This window comes from Ruegeria sp. YTSA108, assembly GCF_059610185.1.
Map to the genome: position 1 here is coordinate 398,077 of NZ_JBXWND010000001.1, position 15,613 is coordinate 413,689.

Consider the following 15,613-nt stretch of genomic DNA (forward strand, 5'->3'; position numbering starts at 1 on the left):
ACATATTGCAATCAGTGCACGGCAAGGGGGAGATCCGGGCCATGATCGCGCTTTTATTTGCGTTACTCTCAGCCACTATGGGGCTGAATTATTATAGAAAAACCAAAGCGGCCAATGTTGTGTTCTTCATTACCATGGCCCTAAGTGTTTATTGGCTGAAGTTTCATGCCACCAGCCAACTGACCATTCAGCTGTAGGAGGCCACAATGACACCCGAGCTTTCCCGCACCCTGAACGCGTTGGGAACCCTGGCGGTCAGCCTCGTTCTTGTACTGGCCTTCGGATACCAGCTGGCGCTGAACGAACTGCCCTGCCCGCTTTGCTTATTGCAACGGGTCGGGTTCGTAGCGGTGGGCGTTGGTTTGGGCCTGAACCTGCTATACGGAGCCCGGCCGCAGCATTATGCGTTGATGTTGCTTGCGGCACTGTTTGGGATCAGCGTTTCCGTTCGCCAGATCTTGCTGCATATCGTACCGGGTACCGGCCACTATGGTTCGCCTGTTTTTGGGTATCACTACTACACATGGGCCGCGATCTGCTTTTTTCTGATCCTTCTGGGCACGGCAATCATGCTGCTTTTCGACCATCAATATCAGGACACAACCGACGATCAACCACGGTTCGGGGGCAATATGCTGGCCAAAACCGCGTTCTTTGTGATGCTAGGGCTGGCCGCGCTGAATGCGGGGTCGACCTTGTTGGAATGTGGCCCAGGTATCTGCGCTGACCCGCCGACAAGCTACAAATTGATTGACGAACTGGACACCAACAACTGAGGATGGATAAACCTTCCCTCATGGAGGCATCGGAATGGGACTACTGGGGCAGCCGCTAGGCTATTATGACTATCTGACATTTATCGCACTTATACTGCTGCTGGCCGCTGTAATGGCGCTGTTTCTGTTCATAATGGGACTGCCCGGCCGCATCGCAATCAAACGCAACCATCCCCATGCCGAGGCAGTCAAGATCATGGGCTGGATGGGGTTTCTGGCTGTCGTTCCCTGGATTCACGCCTTTATGTGGGCTTTCCACGATGCAGCCACTGTCGATATCCGCCGTATGCCTGATGATGAACGCGATGCGATACGGAAGGATATCAAACGGTTAGGCGGTGATCTGACCGAAGAATATCGCGATCCACTGGACCCGGACGAAACACAAAAAAGCTAAGGCTAAAGGAAGTCCCACAATATGTTTGTCGCTCTTGGCATTACGCTTTTCTACATCATTTTTGTCTGGCTGATCTTCTTCAAACTACAATGGCTTAAGTTTAGTATCGCCTGGGGCATCGTTTCCTTCTGGGTGGGTGCTCATCTGTTATTGATCTTTATGGTTGCGCTGCGGTTCTTCCAGCCATTTTCGATCGACAGCCACGTAGTCCGCTCAACCATACAGATCGTACCGCGCCTGACTGAACCAACCATCCTGTCCGAGGTTCTGGTCGAGCCGAATACAGAGGTGAAGAAAGGGGATCCGCTGTATCGGTTCGACGACACCGTCTTTGCGCTTGAATTCGAAGAGGCATCCGCACAGTTGGTTGCAGCCCAGCAGAACGCCAAAATTCTGGAACAGGATGTGATCGTCGCGGGTGAAGCCGTCGAGCGAGCCAACGCGCAACTGGCATATGCGCTGACCCAGCAAGCACGGTATGAAAACCTTGTCCCTGCGGGTGGTGCCCGCGAGGATGAGCTGGATCGCTGGAACGAGCAGGTCACGGAAGATCAGGCCAAGATAAAAGAGGCCGAAGCCAATCTGGAAAAGGCAAAGCTGGCGCTGGATTCGCAGATCGACGGGGTCAATACCGGAATCGTTCAAGCTCAGGCTCAGTTGGAAAAGGCCCGGTACTTTCTGGACAATACTACGATCTACGCGCCCGAAGATGGTATGATCGTTTCACAACAGGCACGCCCGGGTCTGGTTGTCGGTGACATCCGATTGGGCGCAATCGCCAGCTTTGTGACCAAGGAAAATCCCTATATTCTCGCCACTTACCGGCAGCAAAACCTGAAATTTGTGAAACCCGGGCAACAGGTTGAGGTCGCACTGGACTTATATCCCGGAGAAATCCTGACCGGCAAAGTCGAGGCAATCTGGTGGGCAACCCGCCAGGGTCAATATCTGCCATCAGGCCGCCTGCCCGGATTTGAACTGCCAAAAATTCCTGGACATATTGCCGTGCAGATTTCGGTCGATATTCCAGATGGCCACGTCTTTCCCGCCGGTGGACATGCCGCGGTGGCAATCTATACCGGCCAGGGCAAAAGCTTTGAGTTCCTGCGGCGCATCAATATCCGCCTCTATTCCTTCGCAAACTTCATCCGACCACTGGACATTTAAGGACACGCTGTATGACACGGGCCAGGCTAAACCGCAGTTTGATGGGCACAGCCCTGTGTGCCGCGCTGCTGGTGGGATGCGCACCTGTCGGTCCTGATTTTGTGCGACCGAACTCTCCGGTCGTGAAGGAATGGATCGAGGTAAACAACCCCTCAGTCGGTGCCAGCGGCCTCACCTCGCGTAGTGCCCCTGTGGCAAAATGGTGGGAGACCTTCAACGACGCCACTTTGAACCGGTTGATCGCCGAAGCCTATGCCCAGAACCTGGCGCTACAGGTGGCCGGTGCGCGCGTATTACAGGCCCGCGCACAGCTTGGGATTGCCTTTGGTGAGCTTTACCCCCAATCGCAGGCCATCGGAGGTTCGATCGAGCGGCGCCAGATCAGCGATAATATCGGGCCGATTTCCGATATCAATCGGATCATCCCTCTGGATACCGAATTCTCGACCTCGCAGGTTGGCTTCGACGCCCAATGGGAATTGGATGTGTGGGGGCAGCAACGCCGGGGTGTGCAGGCCGCACGATCCAATCTGGCACTTCAGGTCGCTAATTACGATGACGCTTTGGTCACGCTGACCGGCGATGTAGCAGCGTTATATGTAAGCTTCCGCGCGCTGCAAGAAACCCTGTTCGTGGCACGAGAGAATATCAAGCTGCAACAGGAATCGGTTGATCTGACCCAGCTGCGTTTCAACAACGGCGTCACCACCGAACTGGATGTGCAAGAGGCCACCGCCCTGCTGAACAATACCATGGCGCTAGTGCCGGAAATTGAAAGCGATCTTCAGCAGACCAAGAATGCTTTGGCTGTTTTACTGGGAACAACACCCTCGCGCATGGCCGGGTTGCTGGGTAATTCCGGTCGTATCCCTTCGGCCCGATCCAACGTCGCCGTTGGAGTACCAGCGGAATTGCTGCGCCGACGCCCGGATGTACGCGCCGCAGAACTGGCTGCTGCCACACAGTCTGCGCAAGTTGGGATCGCGATTGCTGACCTGTATCCCCAGTTCATCCTGTCCGGTTCGATCGGCCTGCAGGCCTCGGGCAGTCAGGACCTGTTTTCATCCGCCAGCAATACTGGGCTGGCCAGTGCCGGAGTGGTCTGGAATGTGCTGAATTATGGGCGGATCAAGAATAATGTCCGCGCCCAGGACGCAGCTTATCAGGCCTTGATTGCGAACTATCAAAACACCGTCCTGACCGCCTATTCCGAGGTCGAAAGTGCTATGGTCGCCTATACGCAATCACGCAAACAGGTGACATTCTACCAAAACAGCGTCACCGCATCGCGCAAAGCTGCCGAGATCGCGGTGAACCAATATCGGGATGGCATCGCCAGTTATTCCCGCGTTCTGAACACGCAAACCGCATTGCTGCGATCACAGGCCAACCTGATCGAAGCCCGCCAGCAGGTCTCGAGCAATCTGGTTGCAGTCTACAAAGGTTTAGGCGGTGGTTGGCAAATCCGGCAAAATCAGGAGTTCCTGCCGGAAACCGTGCTGGCCGAAATGGCCTATCGCACCGATTGGGGAGACCTGCTGCAACAGGCTCCGACCCAAGCCAGCCTGAACTGAGCGCTATTTCGTCAGACCGTGCAAGCCGCCCGAAATCAGAATGTTGACCTCGTAGAGAATACGCGGCGCGGCCAGTCCTCCGGGGCTGGCCAAATAGTTCGGGCTCCATTCTGGTTCGAATTTCTGCTTGAACGAGCGCAGCCCCTCGAAGTGATAAAACTGTTCGCCATGTTCATAGACAAAGCCGCCAATGCGGTTCCACAGCGATGCCAGTTGCCGGTTTTCGATCCCGGAAAACGGTGCCGCCCCCAGCGAGAACCAGTGGAACCCCTGCTCGGCGCCCCATGACATCATCTCGGCAAACAGCGCATCCATAACAAAACTTGGGCTATCTGGTTCATACCGCATCAGATCCAGCGACAGTTCTGATTTTTGCCCGCCCTGAAACAGGTTAGCAAACGCGACGATCTCACCTGTTTCGCCATTCCGCAGCACCGCGTGGTCGAAATAGGACAGATAGGTTTCATCAAATCCGCCAAGCGCAAAACCTTTCTCGGCCCCAGCCTTTTGCGCCAGCCAGTCATCCGAAATCTTGCGCAACTCGGGCAGGATCGGGGTTAGTTCCTGTTTTGGGATAATCTCGAAAACATACCCTTCGCGTTCGGCACGGTTCTTGGCCTGACGGAACCGCTTGCGGGATTTTCCGTCCAGCGAAAAATCTTTCAGCGGCACCCGCGCTACTTCGCCAATTTTCAGGATCGACAGGCCAAGGTCCAGAAAGGTCGGCAGGTATTTGGTGGAAACGCTGTAGAAGGCACAAAGTTTACCCTCACGGTCCGCCATCTCGCGCAGCTGCCATATCAGCTGTTTACCGGCGGTTTCATCCCCTACTGGTTCACCTTTGGTGACCAGTGCGTTGCCGGTATCGGCATAAGCCAGAAAAGCGGTTTCATCCGGCGCGATCAGGAACTGCTTGTCCCCGGTCAGGGAAATCTGGGATTCCGTGTCTTCGCTTTCCATCACCAGACGTTCGACTACTTCGGGGATTTCTGTGCGGACTGGAACAGGAATCTCGCGCCCGAACAGAGAGCTAACGGCAACCACCCCTAGGATGACCGCAACCACAAGGCTGGATCGTAGGAACCGCGAAGCGTCGCCGTTCCAGGCAAACTCCCACCACAGGGCATTTTGATATTCGACATGGGAATAAGCAAACAGACCCACCCAAAAGATCACGGCAAGCAATGCAAGAACGCTGACCAGCCAAGGTATGTTCAACCTGAAGATCGACGCGCCGCTAACCCGATAGAACGCATCCCGGAACATGGCCAGCAGAACGATGCTACCTACCATGCTGAGCGCTTCGTGCGTATCGAGCCCTTTGGTCAGCGAAGCGACAAAACCGGCCAGCATCAACAGCATGGCCACAACCCAAGCCCGGTAAAGCTTGCGAAACAACCCCCGTGACACAAGGATCAGTAAGACCCCTACCGCGCTTCCGGCCAGGTGGGACGCTTCGACAAAGGACAGGGGCAGGAAATCCCGTAGCACACCCAGGTTACCGCTGCTTGCAGGCAACGCGCCGGAGACCAGAAGTATCACACCGGCCACTGCGGCCACACCTGCGGCCACCATGGGCACGATCGGACGGATCACTCGATAAACCCAAGTGGCTGCACCAGTAATATGTCGCCGGTGGCTCAGCGCTGATGCCACAGCGATTGAAAGCGTGGCGATGAGGAAGGGAAGAAACGTATAAACAAGGCGATACAGCAACAGCGCGGCAATGACATCCGACCGGCCTGACGCGCCAAGTCCCGCGATCATAGTCGCCTCGAAGGCGCCAATTCCACCCGGCGCATGGCTGAGGATACCGACCGCAATCGCGCCAATAAAGATGGTGAAGAAATAGGGGTAGCCGATCCCAAGGTCTGTCGGCAGCAGCACATACAGAACCATCGACGCACCAAACACATCGCCCAAGGCCGCCAGCGTCAGCAACCCGGCCAGTTTGCCGCCGGGAAGGTTAAATCCAACCCCGCCATAGGCCAGCCTGCGCCCGCCTTTCGACAGCCAGATGAACAGCGTTGCCAGAGCGATCAAAAGGCCCAATCCTATGACCGTCTCGACCGTATCGCTGATTGGCAAAACCTTCGATATCCCGTCGGGATGAAAGGTCAGCAAAGCCCCTAACAGCAAGGTCATGCCGGACCAGAAAGCGATCCACGAGGTCGCAATAACCCCAGCGACACGCCCCAGATCCAGCCCCAAAGATGCGTAGATCCGATACCGGATCGCCGTGCCCGTGATGTAGGAAAACCCAAGGCAGTTTGACACCGCATAACCACAGGCCCCGGCCATGCCCGCAACCGGCAAAGGGACCTCACCGTCGGCAACGCTCTGGACTGCAAAGACGTCGTATAAAGACAGGGAAACAAAGCTAAAAGCGGTCCAGCACAAGGCGATGAACAACAGCGTCCAAGAGGTGTTCGCCACATCCGTCTGAACGGATGACCATTTCACATGTGCAGACAGTTCATGCAGCACGGTCAGGGCGACCAGCATGACGATTACGGGAATGGCGATTCTGACCAGGGGTCGTTCCAGAAAACCGGATACTCTTTCGGCAAGTCTGATGGCCCAGAGTTCTTTGCCTGTATCCTGATCAGTCATGTGATTTCCCTGTTTCAGGTTTGCAGCTGCCTTTGCGCGGGTGGCGAACGCATCGCAACTTTTACACATATTCCTTGCTGCTCAAAGCACTACAGCAATCAGACGCGGCCTTTCCGAGTAGAAAGAAGCAAGTTGGTTTCGGATCGCGTAATCCCTTCGATCCTGCGGATGCGAAACAGGATTTCATCCAGTTCGGCCAGGGTCTCGGTCCCAATCTCGGCAATCAAGTCCCAACCGCCATTTGTCGAATGGACAGCCCGCACCTGTGGCATGGCGGCAATTTGGGCCATGGTGCGCTCGGTGCCGCGCCCTTCGATTTCCAGCATCATCAACCCTCTGACCGGGCTTTGCGCCACATCCTGCCGTGTCAGAACCGTAAAGCCCACAATCTCGCCGGATTGCTTCAAACGTTGCAGACGGCTGCGCACTGTTGTGCGTGTGACCCCCAGTGTTTCCGCCAGTTCCGAGAGTGAAGCACGGGCATCCCGATGCAGAGCGCTGAGAAGCTTGCCATCCAAATCGTCCATTCAATACTTCCGTTATGTCACTTGCGGTTCCATTTTGAGCATTTTGATCCCTATCCGCAAGCCACATTGCCGGAGTAGTATTCCATATGGATACAAACAACGTAATTCTGGTTGGCGCCCCGATGGATTCGGGCAAGCGTCGACAAGGCTGCCGGATGGGCCCCGATGCCTATCGGGTTGCGGGGCTTCAATCAGCTCTTTCCGATCTCGGTCTTCACGTACGGGATCTCGGCGATATCACACCTGACATTCCGGATATGTCCGAACATTCGCATCTCTTCGCCCTGCCCGAGTGTATCGGCTGGACCAAGGCTCTCAGCCGTGTTGCGCAGGATGTCGCCCCACAAGGCCTGCCAATTTTCATGGGCGGCGATCATGCACTTTCGATGGGCACGGTTTTGGGCATGGCACAGCACGCCGAGCGGATCGAACGCCCACTGTTCGTTCTCTGGCTGGACGCGCATAGCGATTTCCACACACCCGAGAGCACCGATAGCGGCAACCTGCACGGGACACCCGTAGCCTATTTCACCGGACAGCCCGGATTTGACGACTTTCCACCGGTTTCATCACCAGTTCCGACCGACCGGGTCGGCATGATCGGTCTGCGCTCGGTCGACCCAGCCGAACGGGCTCGGCTGGAACAGGATCGCGCAATGCTGGCCGATATGCGAAGCATCGACGAAAACGGCATCAAAGCACCGCTGATGGCCTTTCTGGAGCGGGTCCGGGCAGCGGATGGCATCCTTCATGTTTCGCTGGATGTGGATTTCCTTGATCCGTCCATTGCTCCTGCAGTTGGCACAACAGTTCCAGGTGGCGCGACCGAACGCGAGGCTCATCTAGTGATGGAACTGCTGCACGAAAGCGGTCTTGTCTGCTCGCTGGATCTGGTAGAATTGAACCCGTTTCTGGACGAACGCGGCCGCACTGCAAAATTGATGGTGGATCTGGCCGCCTCATTGCTGGGCCGCCGCATCTTTGACCGCCCCACCCGGAGCTTCTGATGCAATCTCTACAAGCCCCACCAGCCGTTGTGATGATCCGGCCCCATGCGTTTGCTTCGAACCCCGAGACACGCGACGACAATGCGTTCCAGACCTTGGCCAACCGCTCGGCAGCGGCCACGTCTGTCCAAGCACGCGATGAACATGATCAGGCGGTGGCGCTGCTGCGCGATGCGGGTATTAAGGTTCATGTCTTCGACGATTTCGGAGACCTCGACACACCAGACAGCGTATTTCCGAACAACTGGTTCTCGACCCATCCCGGCGGACATGTGGCAATCTATCCGATGTTTGTGCCGTCGCGCAGGCGCGAACGTCGCGCCGACGTCATAGAAATGTTGAAACAGGAGTATCGTGTTCAGGACGTGATCGATTATTCCGGGCTTGAACAGGACAGACTGGCGCTGGAAGGCACCGGAGCGATGGTTCTGGACCACATTGGCCGCGTGGCCTACACGGTCAAATCCAACCGCGCCGACCCCGTTCTGTTGGAGCGTTTCTGCACCCATTTCAACTATGAGCCCATCGCATTCGAGGCGCATGATGCCGCAGGACGTGATGTCTATCACACGAATGTTCTGATGGGCATCGGCTCCAAATACGCGCTGATCTGTCTTGATATGATCGCGGACCCCGAACGCCGCGCGACAGTGAAAGCCAGGCTGGAAGAATCCGGTCGCACGGTCATTGACCTGACCCATGATCAGATCGCTGAATTTGCTGGCAACGCCATCGAACTGAGCGGCCTGAATGGTCCCGTACTGGCGCTGTCCAGCCGGGCACTTGCTGCCCTGACCCCGGTACAAATCGCTACAATCGAAGCCAGCGCGACACCTCTGCCGCTTTCGATTCCCACCATTGAAACTGCCGGTGGATCCGTGCGCTGCATGATTGCGGGCATCCACCTGTCCCGCCGATAGGAGCCCCTAATGCAACCATCCGAAAAGGCCCTGGTGCCGTTCGTGTCTGTCGACAATATGATGAGACTGGTCCACCATATCGGCGTCGAACGTATGATCACCGATATTGCGGCGCAAATCGAAGCTGATTTCAAACGGTGGGAAAGCTTTGACAAAACACCCCGCATCCCTGCCCACTCGCCGCATGGGGTGATTGAACTGATGCCAACTTCAGACGGTGAGGCCTATGGGTTTAAATACGTCAACGGCCACCCCAAGAATACCTCCGAGGGCCTACAGACCGTTACCGCATTTGGATTGCTGGCAGACGTCTACACAGGCTATCCGACCCTGCTGACCGAAATGACCATGCTGACTGCATTGCGCACCGCAGCAACCTCTGCCCTGGTCGGCAGTTATCTTGCGCCTAAATCGGCCTCGACGATGGCAATGATCGGGAATGGCGCGCAATCCGAATTTCAGTGCCTCGCCTTCAAGGCCATGTGCGGGATTGATACTGTTCGCTTGTACGATACCGACGCGGCTGCCACCGAAAAATGTGCGGCCAATCTGGCGGGCTCTGGCCTCTCGGTCGTGAAATGCAAATCCCCTGAGGACGCCATCGAAGGCGCGCATATCATCACGACCTGCACGGCGGACAAGAAGAATGCCACGATCCTGACCGATAACTTGGTCGGCCCCGGCGTCCACATCAACGCGATCGGCGGCGACTGTCCCGGCAAAACCGAACTGCACAGGGATATCCTGCTACGCTCTGAAATATTCGTCGAATACCCGGAACAAACCCGTATTGAGGGCGAGATTCAGGCCCTTGAAGACGATCATCCCGTCACCGAGTTGTGGCAGGTCATGACGGGACAGGCCGAGGGTCGCAAAGATGATCGTCAGATCACGTTGTTTGACAGCGTAGGCTTCGCGATCGAGGATTTTTCAGCCCTGCGCTACATCCAGTCCGCAGTCCGGGGCACAGATTACTACGAACCCCTGGACATGCTGGCAGACCCTGACGATCCGCGCGATCTGTACGGAATGCTGATGCGAGCGAAATAGAGATACCCTGCCCCCGTGCGCCAGCCGGGGGCAGGTATCACCAAAGATTGGCTTCGCCAGATGCCAATTACCCGGCCAGCGAAGGCAGGTACAGAACGATGCCCGGAAAGGCGACCAGCAGCGCAATCGTCACGGCGTCGGCGATGAAAAACGGCGTCACGCCCTTGAACACGTCCTGAACGCTCAGATCAGGGCGGACGCCGGCAACGACAAAGCAATTCAAACCGATCGGTGGCGTGATCAGGCAGAACTCGGCCATTTTCACCACCAAAATACCAAACCAGATGGCGCACATCGGACCGGACATCCCAAACGTACTTTCCGCAGCGGTGACGGCCTCGCCCCCGTTCAGCGCCATAACTGCCGGATAGACAACCGGAAGAGTCAGCAATAGCATCCCGATGGCATCCATGAACATGCCGAGCACCGCATAGGCCAGCAGGATGCAGATCAGGATCAGCATGGGTGACATTGTCAGCGACGTGATCCAGTCGGAAAACGCGCTTGGCAAATCGGCGAAACCCAGGAACCTGACATAGATCAGCACGCCCCAGATGATCGAAAAGATCATCGCGGTCAGTTTGGCGGTCTCAAGCAGTGCGGATTTCAACTCTGCCCATCTCATGCCGTGGAACAGCGCGAAGCAGAACACGATAAAGGCACCGATTGCCCCGCCTTCGGTTGGCGTGCCCCAGGCTTTTTCACCAAACGGGTTATAGACGAAGCAGATGATGATCAGGATCACCGCAACAATCGGTAGGGCACCAGGCAGCGCGGCAAAACGCTGTTTCCAAGTAAAGCCAGTGACCGGCGGGCCGACATTTTTGAACACAACGGCGATGCCGACGATCAGCAGACCATAGATAACCGCCGAAAACGCTCCCGGTATGAACCCGGCGAGCAGCAGTTTGCCCACATCCTGTTCCACGATGATCGCATAAATCACAAGGATCGCCGAGGGCGGGATCAGTGAGGCCAAAGTGCCACCTGCAGCAACTACGCCCGCCGCAAATTGTTTGTTGTACCCGACCTTCAGCATTTCCGGGATCGCGATCCGGGCAAATACCGCAGATGTCGCGACCGATGCCCCCGAGACCGCAGCAAAACCAGCGGTGGCGAACACGGTTGCGACCGCAAGCCCACCCGGAACCCATGCTACCCAGCGCTTGGCAGCCTCGAACAGCGCGCGCGTCAGGCCTGCGTAGTAGGCAAGGTAACCGATCAGGATAAAGGTCGGAATCAGGCTGAGCGTATGGGCTGCAACCTTGGAATGCGGCACTTGCCCTGCGGTTTTTACCGCAACGGTCAGCGCCTTGCCGAACCGGTCGGGATCATATCCGAATTTGGCCCAGAATATCCAAACCAGACCGATCAGCCCCGCCAAAGCCGCGGCAAAAGCCACACGCATTCCGGTGATAACCAGAACCAGCAGACCACCGGTGACCCAAAGGCCAATCTCAATCGAGTCCATTTACTAGTCCTGCCCTTCGAATTGTTCGGCTTCAGCGGCAGCCTGCGCAGCAGCGTCCTGTATCATCGGCACCGCAACTGGGTTTTGTAGGCCCAGCACAAAGGCCCGTCCATAACCCCAGATTTGCAGCACAAGCCGCAAGCAAAGTACCGAAAACGCAATAGGTGCCAGTAACTTGGCAGGCCAGAGCGGGATGCCAATGTCGATCGAGCTGTCCCGGCTCCACAGAGGTGCGCCAAAGTCGAATGATCTGTCGAAATGGGACCAGCTGCCCCAGACCAATGCCAACATGAGCACCAGGATGAGAACGACCGAAATCAACTCGAACAGCCACAAAGCCCGTCCGTGTAGCCGCGAAATGACAATATCCATCCGGATATGGCCCCCATCGCGTTGTACGTAAGAGATACCTAGAAACGCAATCAAAGGCATGGCTTGCTCGATCCAATCGACATAGCCCGGCAATGGCGCGTTATAGGCGTTGCGCCCGCTCACCGAGACAACTGCCAGCACCATTAACCCGAACACGGCAATTCCGCTGATCAGTGCAAGCGTACGCTCGGCCCTTAACAGCAGCTGGTCCAGCCTGCTCAGACGGCTATCATCCGCAAGCACCGTCGCCTGTCCTGCCATTCCGCTGGCCCTCTCTGTATTGGAATCAGTGTCCGGGTACCGCGCTGGGTACCCGGAACGCGTGATCAGTTCCCGCCACGCTGTTGTTTCAGCGTCAGTTGAACAAGATCATATAGATCCTGCGCAGGCAGACCCTGCGCGGACATGTCAGCGATCCACTGCTCGCGGATCGGATCAGCAGCCTTGGTGCGGAATTCCTCCAGCACGGCTTCATCGATCTGAACTTTCTGCACGCCTTTTTCGGTCAACACACCATCCCACTGCTCCAGCAGACCGCCGTAATTGGCGAGATAATGGGCAATGGCCTCGTCGACAGAACTGTTAAGCGCTTCACGATGTTCCGCAGGCAGCGCTTCGTAGGCGTCGATATTGACCACAACCGGACAGTTTACAGTGCCGGGGTTCAGGTTGGCCGTCCACCAGTCGGCTTCGTTGATAGTGCCGAAAGACAAATGTGCGTGCTGAGCAAAGGCCACTGTATCAACAACACCGGATTCCATCGCATTAAACGCCTCGGTCGCGGGCACCGATGTTGGAACACCGCCAACGGCCTCAAACGCCTGGCCCAGCCCGCCAGTCGCACGTACACGCATGCCGTCAAAATCTGCAAGCGTTGAGCGCGGATCACCGGTTCCAACGATATTATACTGGGGCATTGGCGACGTCATGATGATCCGGGCATTCCACTGAGCCATCTCATCCTTAACGGCGGGATGATCATATACAGCGTGGCTGACGGCCACCTCTTCTTCCAAATTGTTCACACCCAGGAACGGCAGTTCAAGTACAGTGATCGCCCGATTTTTGTCGCGGTGATAGCCTGCGCAGAACTGCGCCATCTCGAATGCACCGATCTCAATCCCGTCCAGATTCTCTTTCGGCTTTGACAGCCCGCCATAGCTGACATTGATCGTGAATTCGCCACCGGTTTTTTCGCTGACCAGTTCAGCCAGTTTCTCGACATGTTCGGTAAAGGCCCGGCGTTTGCCCCAGACCGAAGCATTCCATTCTGTTGCTGCAGCTTCGGTAACGAATGCAACAGTCAGGGCGGCGACGGCGGCACCGCTCAACATTTTAGTCATAGTGATTTCTCCCATTGATGCGCCCCCTTTTTTGGGTCGCTTGAGCGTAAAGCTAGCGCCAACATCGATATGTGCCAACCCCTGCCAGACCACCCACCAAAATCTGCAAACCGCCCGCCAGCGCTAACAATCATAAGGTGAATATGAAATGTGTAAATTTCACGGGCAAGCACTTTGAAAACAGTGAAAATGTGATTAACATCTATATTATTGTTTTAAATATATTTTTTTGATATCTAACTATTTCCTTTACAATTCCCTCAAAGAGATTGAAATTTATTAACAAATAAACCCTGCTATTTCTGTAATTTATTTCTTTGTTTTCTGATCTCCGTATTATCCTGCATCGGGAGGAAACAGGTCGACATTGCCTGTTCAGCGGGCAAGATTGTCCCAGTGAATTTAAGTCCAGAGGGAGGAACCTCAGAATGACAACCGCTGCTCAGGCAGATGCCAAAGTTTATCCGCCATCCGCAGAAATTTCAGCGCGTGCGCATGTCGATGCCAAGAAATACGGCGAAATGTACACGGCTTCTATAAACGACCCCGTTGCATTCTGGGGCGAACAGGGCAAACGCGTTGACTGGATCAAACCCTATACCCAAGTGAAAGACGTCAGCTATGATTTGGGCTCGGTCGGGATCAACTGGTATGCGGATGGCACTCTGAACGTTTCAGCCAACTGCCTGGATCGTCATCTGAATACACGCGGCGATCAGACTGCGATCATCTGGGAACCTGATGACCCGAATGAACCCGCCCAACACATCACCTATGCCGAACTGCACCGCCGCACCTGCCGGATGGCGAATATCCTGGTTTCCATGGGCGTGCGCAAAGGCGACCGTGTAGTCATTTATCTTCCGATGATCCCCGAGGCTGCATATGCCATGCTGGCGTGCGCACGTATCGGCGCAATCCACTCGATTGTTTTTGCAGGGTTTTCCCCTGATGCCCTGGCTGCACGCGTCAACGGATGCGACGCCAAGGTTCTGATTACAGCTGATGAGGCCCCTCGCGGCGGCCGTAAGACACCGTTGAAGTCAAACGCAGACGCGGCCCTGCTGCACTGCAAGGACACGGTGAAATGCTTGGTTGTCAAGCGTACCAACGGCCAGACCACATGGATCGACGGGCGCGACTACGACTATAACGAAATGGCGCTCGAGGCGGATGACTATTGCGCGCCTGCGGAAATGGACGCCGAAGACCCTCTGTTCATTCTGTATACCTCCGGGTCGACCGGTCAGCCGAAAGGTGTGGTGCATACCACCGGCGGATATCTGGTCTATGCGGCAATGACGCATGAGATCACCTTCGATTACCATGAAGGCGACGTCTATTGGTGTACCGCCGATGTCGGTTGGGTGACCGGCCACAGCTATATCGTCTATGGCCCGCTGGCCAATGGCGCGACCACGCTGATGTTCGAAGGTGTTCCGACCTATCCGGATGCATCCCGCTTTTGGCAGGTCTGTGAAAAGCACAAGGTCAATCAATTCTACACGGCCCCTACCGCTTTGCGCGCCCTGATGGGGCAAGGCAATGAATGGGTCGAGAAATGCGATCTGAGCGATCTGCGCACGCTGGGCACTGTGGGTGAGCCGATCAACCCGGAAGCGTGGAACTGGTACAATGACGTTGTCGGCGGTGGGCGCTGCCCGATCGTGGACACCTGGTGGCAAACCGAAACCGGTGGTCACCTGATGACCCCCCTGCCCGGCGCCCACGCGATGAAGCCCGGCTCGGCCATGAAGCCGTTCTTTGGCATTCAGCCTGTGGTTCTGGACCCGCAATCCGGGGTCGAGATCGACGGCAACGGCGTCGAAGGCGTGCTGTGCATCAAGGACAGCTGGCCCGGCCAGATGCGTACGGTCTGGGGCGATCATGAACGGTTCGAGAAGACTTATTTCTCGGACTACAAAGGCTACTACTTCACCGGTGACGGCTGCCGCCGGGACGAGGATGGCGATTACTGGATCACCGGACGTGTGGACGATGTGATCAACGTCTCGGGGCACCGCATGGGTACGGCCGAGGTCGAAAGCGCTCTGGTGGCACATGCTGCCGTGGCCGAGGCCGCGGTTGTGGGCTATCCCCATGATATCAAGGGGCAAGGCATCTATTGCTATGTCACCTTGATGAATGATCGCGAACCCTCGGACGAGCTTGTGAAAGAGCTGCGCACCTGGGTTCGGACCGAGATCGGACCGATTGCCAGCCCGGATGTGATCCAATGGGCTCCTGGCCTGCCAAAAACCCGCTCGGGCAAGATCATGCGCCGTATCCTGCGTAAGATCGCCGAGAATGATTTTGGATCGCTCGGTGACACATCGACCTTGGCTGATCCGTCCGTGGTCGACAACTTGATCGAAAACCGCGCAAGCAAGTGAGGA

At 56.2% G+C, this 15,613-nt stretch carries 14 protein-coding genes; 9 read left to right on the forward strand and 5 right to left on the reverse strand.

Annotated elements, in window-relative coordinates:
• Nucleotides 1–41: 41 nt before the first annotated feature.
• Genes AC2FHW_RS01990 through AC2FHW_RS02010 form a run of 5 tightly spaced genes read left to right on the forward strand, consistent with a single transcriptional unit; the run spans nt 42 to nt 3,914 of the window.
• Nucleotides 42–197: a DUF5993 family protein gene (locus tag AC2FHW_RS01990; protein ID WP_185956618.1), complete on the forward strand. Its 156-nt coding sequence runs from the start codon at nt 42–44 to the stop codon at nt 195–197.
• Between the two features lie 9 nt (nt 198–206).
• Entirely contained in the window at nt 207–776 is a 570-nt protein-coding gene (locus AC2FHW_RS01995; RefSeq protein ID WP_496821356.1) for a disulfide bond formation protein B, read from the forward strand.
• Between the two features lie 34 nt (nt 777–810).
• Entirely contained in the window at nt 811–1,173 is a 363-nt protein-coding gene (locus AC2FHW_RS02000; RefSeq protein ID WP_142634304.1) for a DUF3302 domain-containing protein, read from the forward strand.
• Nucleotides 1,174–1,194: 21 nt separating this feature from the next.
• Nucleotides 1,195–2,340 (forward strand): HlyD family secretion protein, encoded by a 1,146-nt coding sequence (locus AC2FHW_RS02005; protein WP_142634305.1) that lies wholly within the window; start codon nt 1,195–1,197, stop codon nt 2,338–2,340.
• Nucleotides 2,341–2,351: 11 nt separating this feature from the next.
• Nucleotides 2,352–3,914, forward strand: a complete 1,563-nt coding sequence (locus AC2FHW_RS02010; RefSeq protein ID WP_271946619.1) for an efflux transporter outer membrane subunit — start codon at nt 2,352–2,354, stop codon at nt 3,912–3,914.
• 3 nt (nt 3,915–3,917) lie between these two features.
• Here the strand turns inward: AC2FHW_RS02010 and mprF are convergent, their stop codons facing one another.
• Nucleotides 3,918–6,527, reverse strand: coding sequence for a bifunctional lysylphosphatidylglycerol flippase/synthetase MprF (gene mprF, locus AC2FHW_RS02015; RefSeq protein WP_496821357.1), 2,610 nt, complete (start codon nt 6,525–6,527; stop codon nt 3,918–3,920).
• A 98-nt stretch (nt 6,528–6,625) separates the two neighbouring features.
• Nucleotides 6,626–7,054, reverse strand: coding sequence for an Lrp/AsnC family transcriptional regulator (locus tag AC2FHW_RS02020; RefSeq protein ID WP_142634311.1), 429 nt, complete (start codon nt 7,052–7,054; stop codon nt 6,626–6,628).
• Nucleotides 7,055–7,140: 86 nt separating this feature from the next.
• Between AC2FHW_RS02020 and rocF the strand changes: the two genes are divergently transcribed.
• From rocF to ocd, 3 genes are read left to right on the forward strand one after another with little or no spacing between them, the layout of a single operon-like run.
• Complete coding sequence (rocF, locus tag AC2FHW_RS02025; RefSeq protein WP_282021333.1) at nt 7,141–8,061, forward strand: arginase; 921 nt, start codon at nt 7,141–7,143, stop codon at nt 8,059–8,061.
• On the forward strand, nt 8,061–8,981 hold the full coding sequence (gene ctlX / locus AC2FHW_RS02030) for a citrulline utilization hydrolase CtlX (protein WP_496728152.1): 921 nt from the start codon (nt 8,061–8,063) through the stop codon (nt 8,979–8,981). Before rocF ends, ctlX begins: the two co-directional genes overlap by 1 nt.
• Before the next feature lie 9 nt (nt 8,982–8,990).
• The gene (ocd, locus tag AC2FHW_RS02035) at nt 8,991–10,031 is read left to right on the forward strand and encodes an ornithine cyclodeaminase (protein ID WP_142634317.1); all 1,041 of its coding nucleotides are present in this window, start codon (nt 8,991–8,993) and stop codon (nt 10,029–10,031) included.
• A gap of 67 nt (nt 10,032–10,098) precedes the next feature.
• Here the strand turns inward: ocd and AC2FHW_RS02040 are convergent, their stop codons facing one another.
• From AC2FHW_RS02040 to AC2FHW_RS02050, 3 genes are all read right to left on the reverse strand, one after another.
• A complete protein-coding gene (locus tag AC2FHW_RS02040; RefSeq protein WP_142634319.1) occupies nt 10,099–11,502 on the reverse strand; it encodes a TRAP transporter large permease in 1,404 nt (467 codons plus the stop codon).
• A gap of 3 nt (nt 11,503–11,505) precedes the next feature.
• Nucleotides 11,506–12,135: a TRAP transporter small permease subunit gene (locus tag AC2FHW_RS02045; protein ID WP_142634321.1), complete on the reverse strand. Its 630-nt coding sequence runs from the start codon at nt 12,133–12,135 to the stop codon at nt 11,506–11,508.
• 65 nt (nt 12,136–12,200) lie between these two features.
• A complete protein-coding gene (locus tag AC2FHW_RS02050) occupies nt 12,201–13,217 on the reverse strand; it encodes a C4-dicarboxylate TRAP transporter substrate-binding protein (protein WP_271946606.1) in 1,017 nt (338 codons plus the stop codon).
• 428 nt (nt 13,218–13,645) lie between these two features.
• On the opposite strand from AC2FHW_RS02050, the gene acs reads away from it, so the two are divergent.
• Nucleotides 13,646–15,610, forward strand: a complete 1,965-nt coding sequence (gene acs, locus AC2FHW_RS02055) for an acetate--CoA ligase (RefSeq protein WP_142634325.1) — start codon at nt 13,646–13,648, stop codon at nt 15,608–15,610.
• Nucleotides 15,611–15,613: the final 3 nt, after the last annotated feature.

What these genes read in the sequence shown, in the direction of transcription:
- AC2FHW_RS01995 (WP_496821356.1), top strand. Translation starts at nt 207, where the DNA reads ATGACACCCGAGCTTTCCCGCACCCTGAACGCGTTGGGAACCCTGGCG.
- AC2FHW_RS02050 (WP_271946606.1), bottom strand. Translation starts at nt 13,217, where the DNA reads ATGACTAAAATGTTGAGCGGTGCCGCCGTCGCCGCCCTGACTGTTGCA.
- mprF (WP_496821357.1), bottom strand. Translation starts at nt 6,527, where the DNA reads ATGACTGATCAGGATACAGGCAAAGAACTCTGGGCCATCAGACTTGCC.
- ocd (WP_142634317.1), top strand. Translation starts at nt 8,991, where the DNA reads ATGCAACCATCCGAAAAGGCCCTGGTGCCGTTCGTGTCTGTCGACAAT.
- AC2FHW_RS02040 (WP_142634319.1), bottom strand. Translation starts at nt 11,502, where the DNA reads ATGGACTCGATTGAGATTGGCCTTTGGGTCACCGGTGGTCTGCTGGTT.
- acs (WP_142634325.1), top strand. Translation starts at nt 13,646, where the DNA reads ATGACAACCGCTGCTCAGGCAGATGCCAAAGTTTATCCGCCATCCGCA.
- AC2FHW_RS02010 (WP_271946619.1), top strand. Translation starts at nt 2,352, where the DNA reads ATGACACGGGCCAGGCTAAACCGCAGTTTGATGGGCACAGCCCTGTGT.
- AC2FHW_RS02045 (WP_142634321.1), bottom strand. Translation starts at nt 12,135, where the DNA reads ATGGCAGGACAGGCGACGGTGCTTGCGGATGATAGCCGTCTGAGCAGG.
- ctlX (WP_496728152.1), top strand. Translation starts at nt 8,061, where the DNA reads ATGCAATCTCTACAAGCCCCACCAGCCGTTGTGATGATCCGGCCCCAT.
- AC2FHW_RS01990 (WP_185956618.1), top strand. Translation starts at nt 42, where the DNA reads ATGATCGCGCTTTTATTTGCGTTACTCTCAGCCACTATGGGGCTGAAT.
- AC2FHW_RS02000 (WP_142634304.1), top strand. Translation starts at nt 811, where the DNA reads ATGGGACTACTGGGGCAGCCGCTAGGCTATTATGACTATCTGACATTT.
- rocF (WP_282021333.1), top strand. Translation starts at nt 7,141, where the DNA reads ATGGATACAAACAACGTAATTCTGGTTGGCGCCCCGATGGATTCGGGC.
- AC2FHW_RS02020 (WP_142634311.1), bottom strand. Translation starts at nt 7,054, where the DNA reads ATGGACGATTTGGATGGCAAGCTTCTCAGCGCTCTGCATCGGGATGCC.
- AC2FHW_RS02005 (WP_142634305.1), top strand. Translation starts at nt 1,195, where the DNA reads ATGTTTGTCGCTCTTGGCATTACGCTTTTCTACATCATTTTTGTCTGG.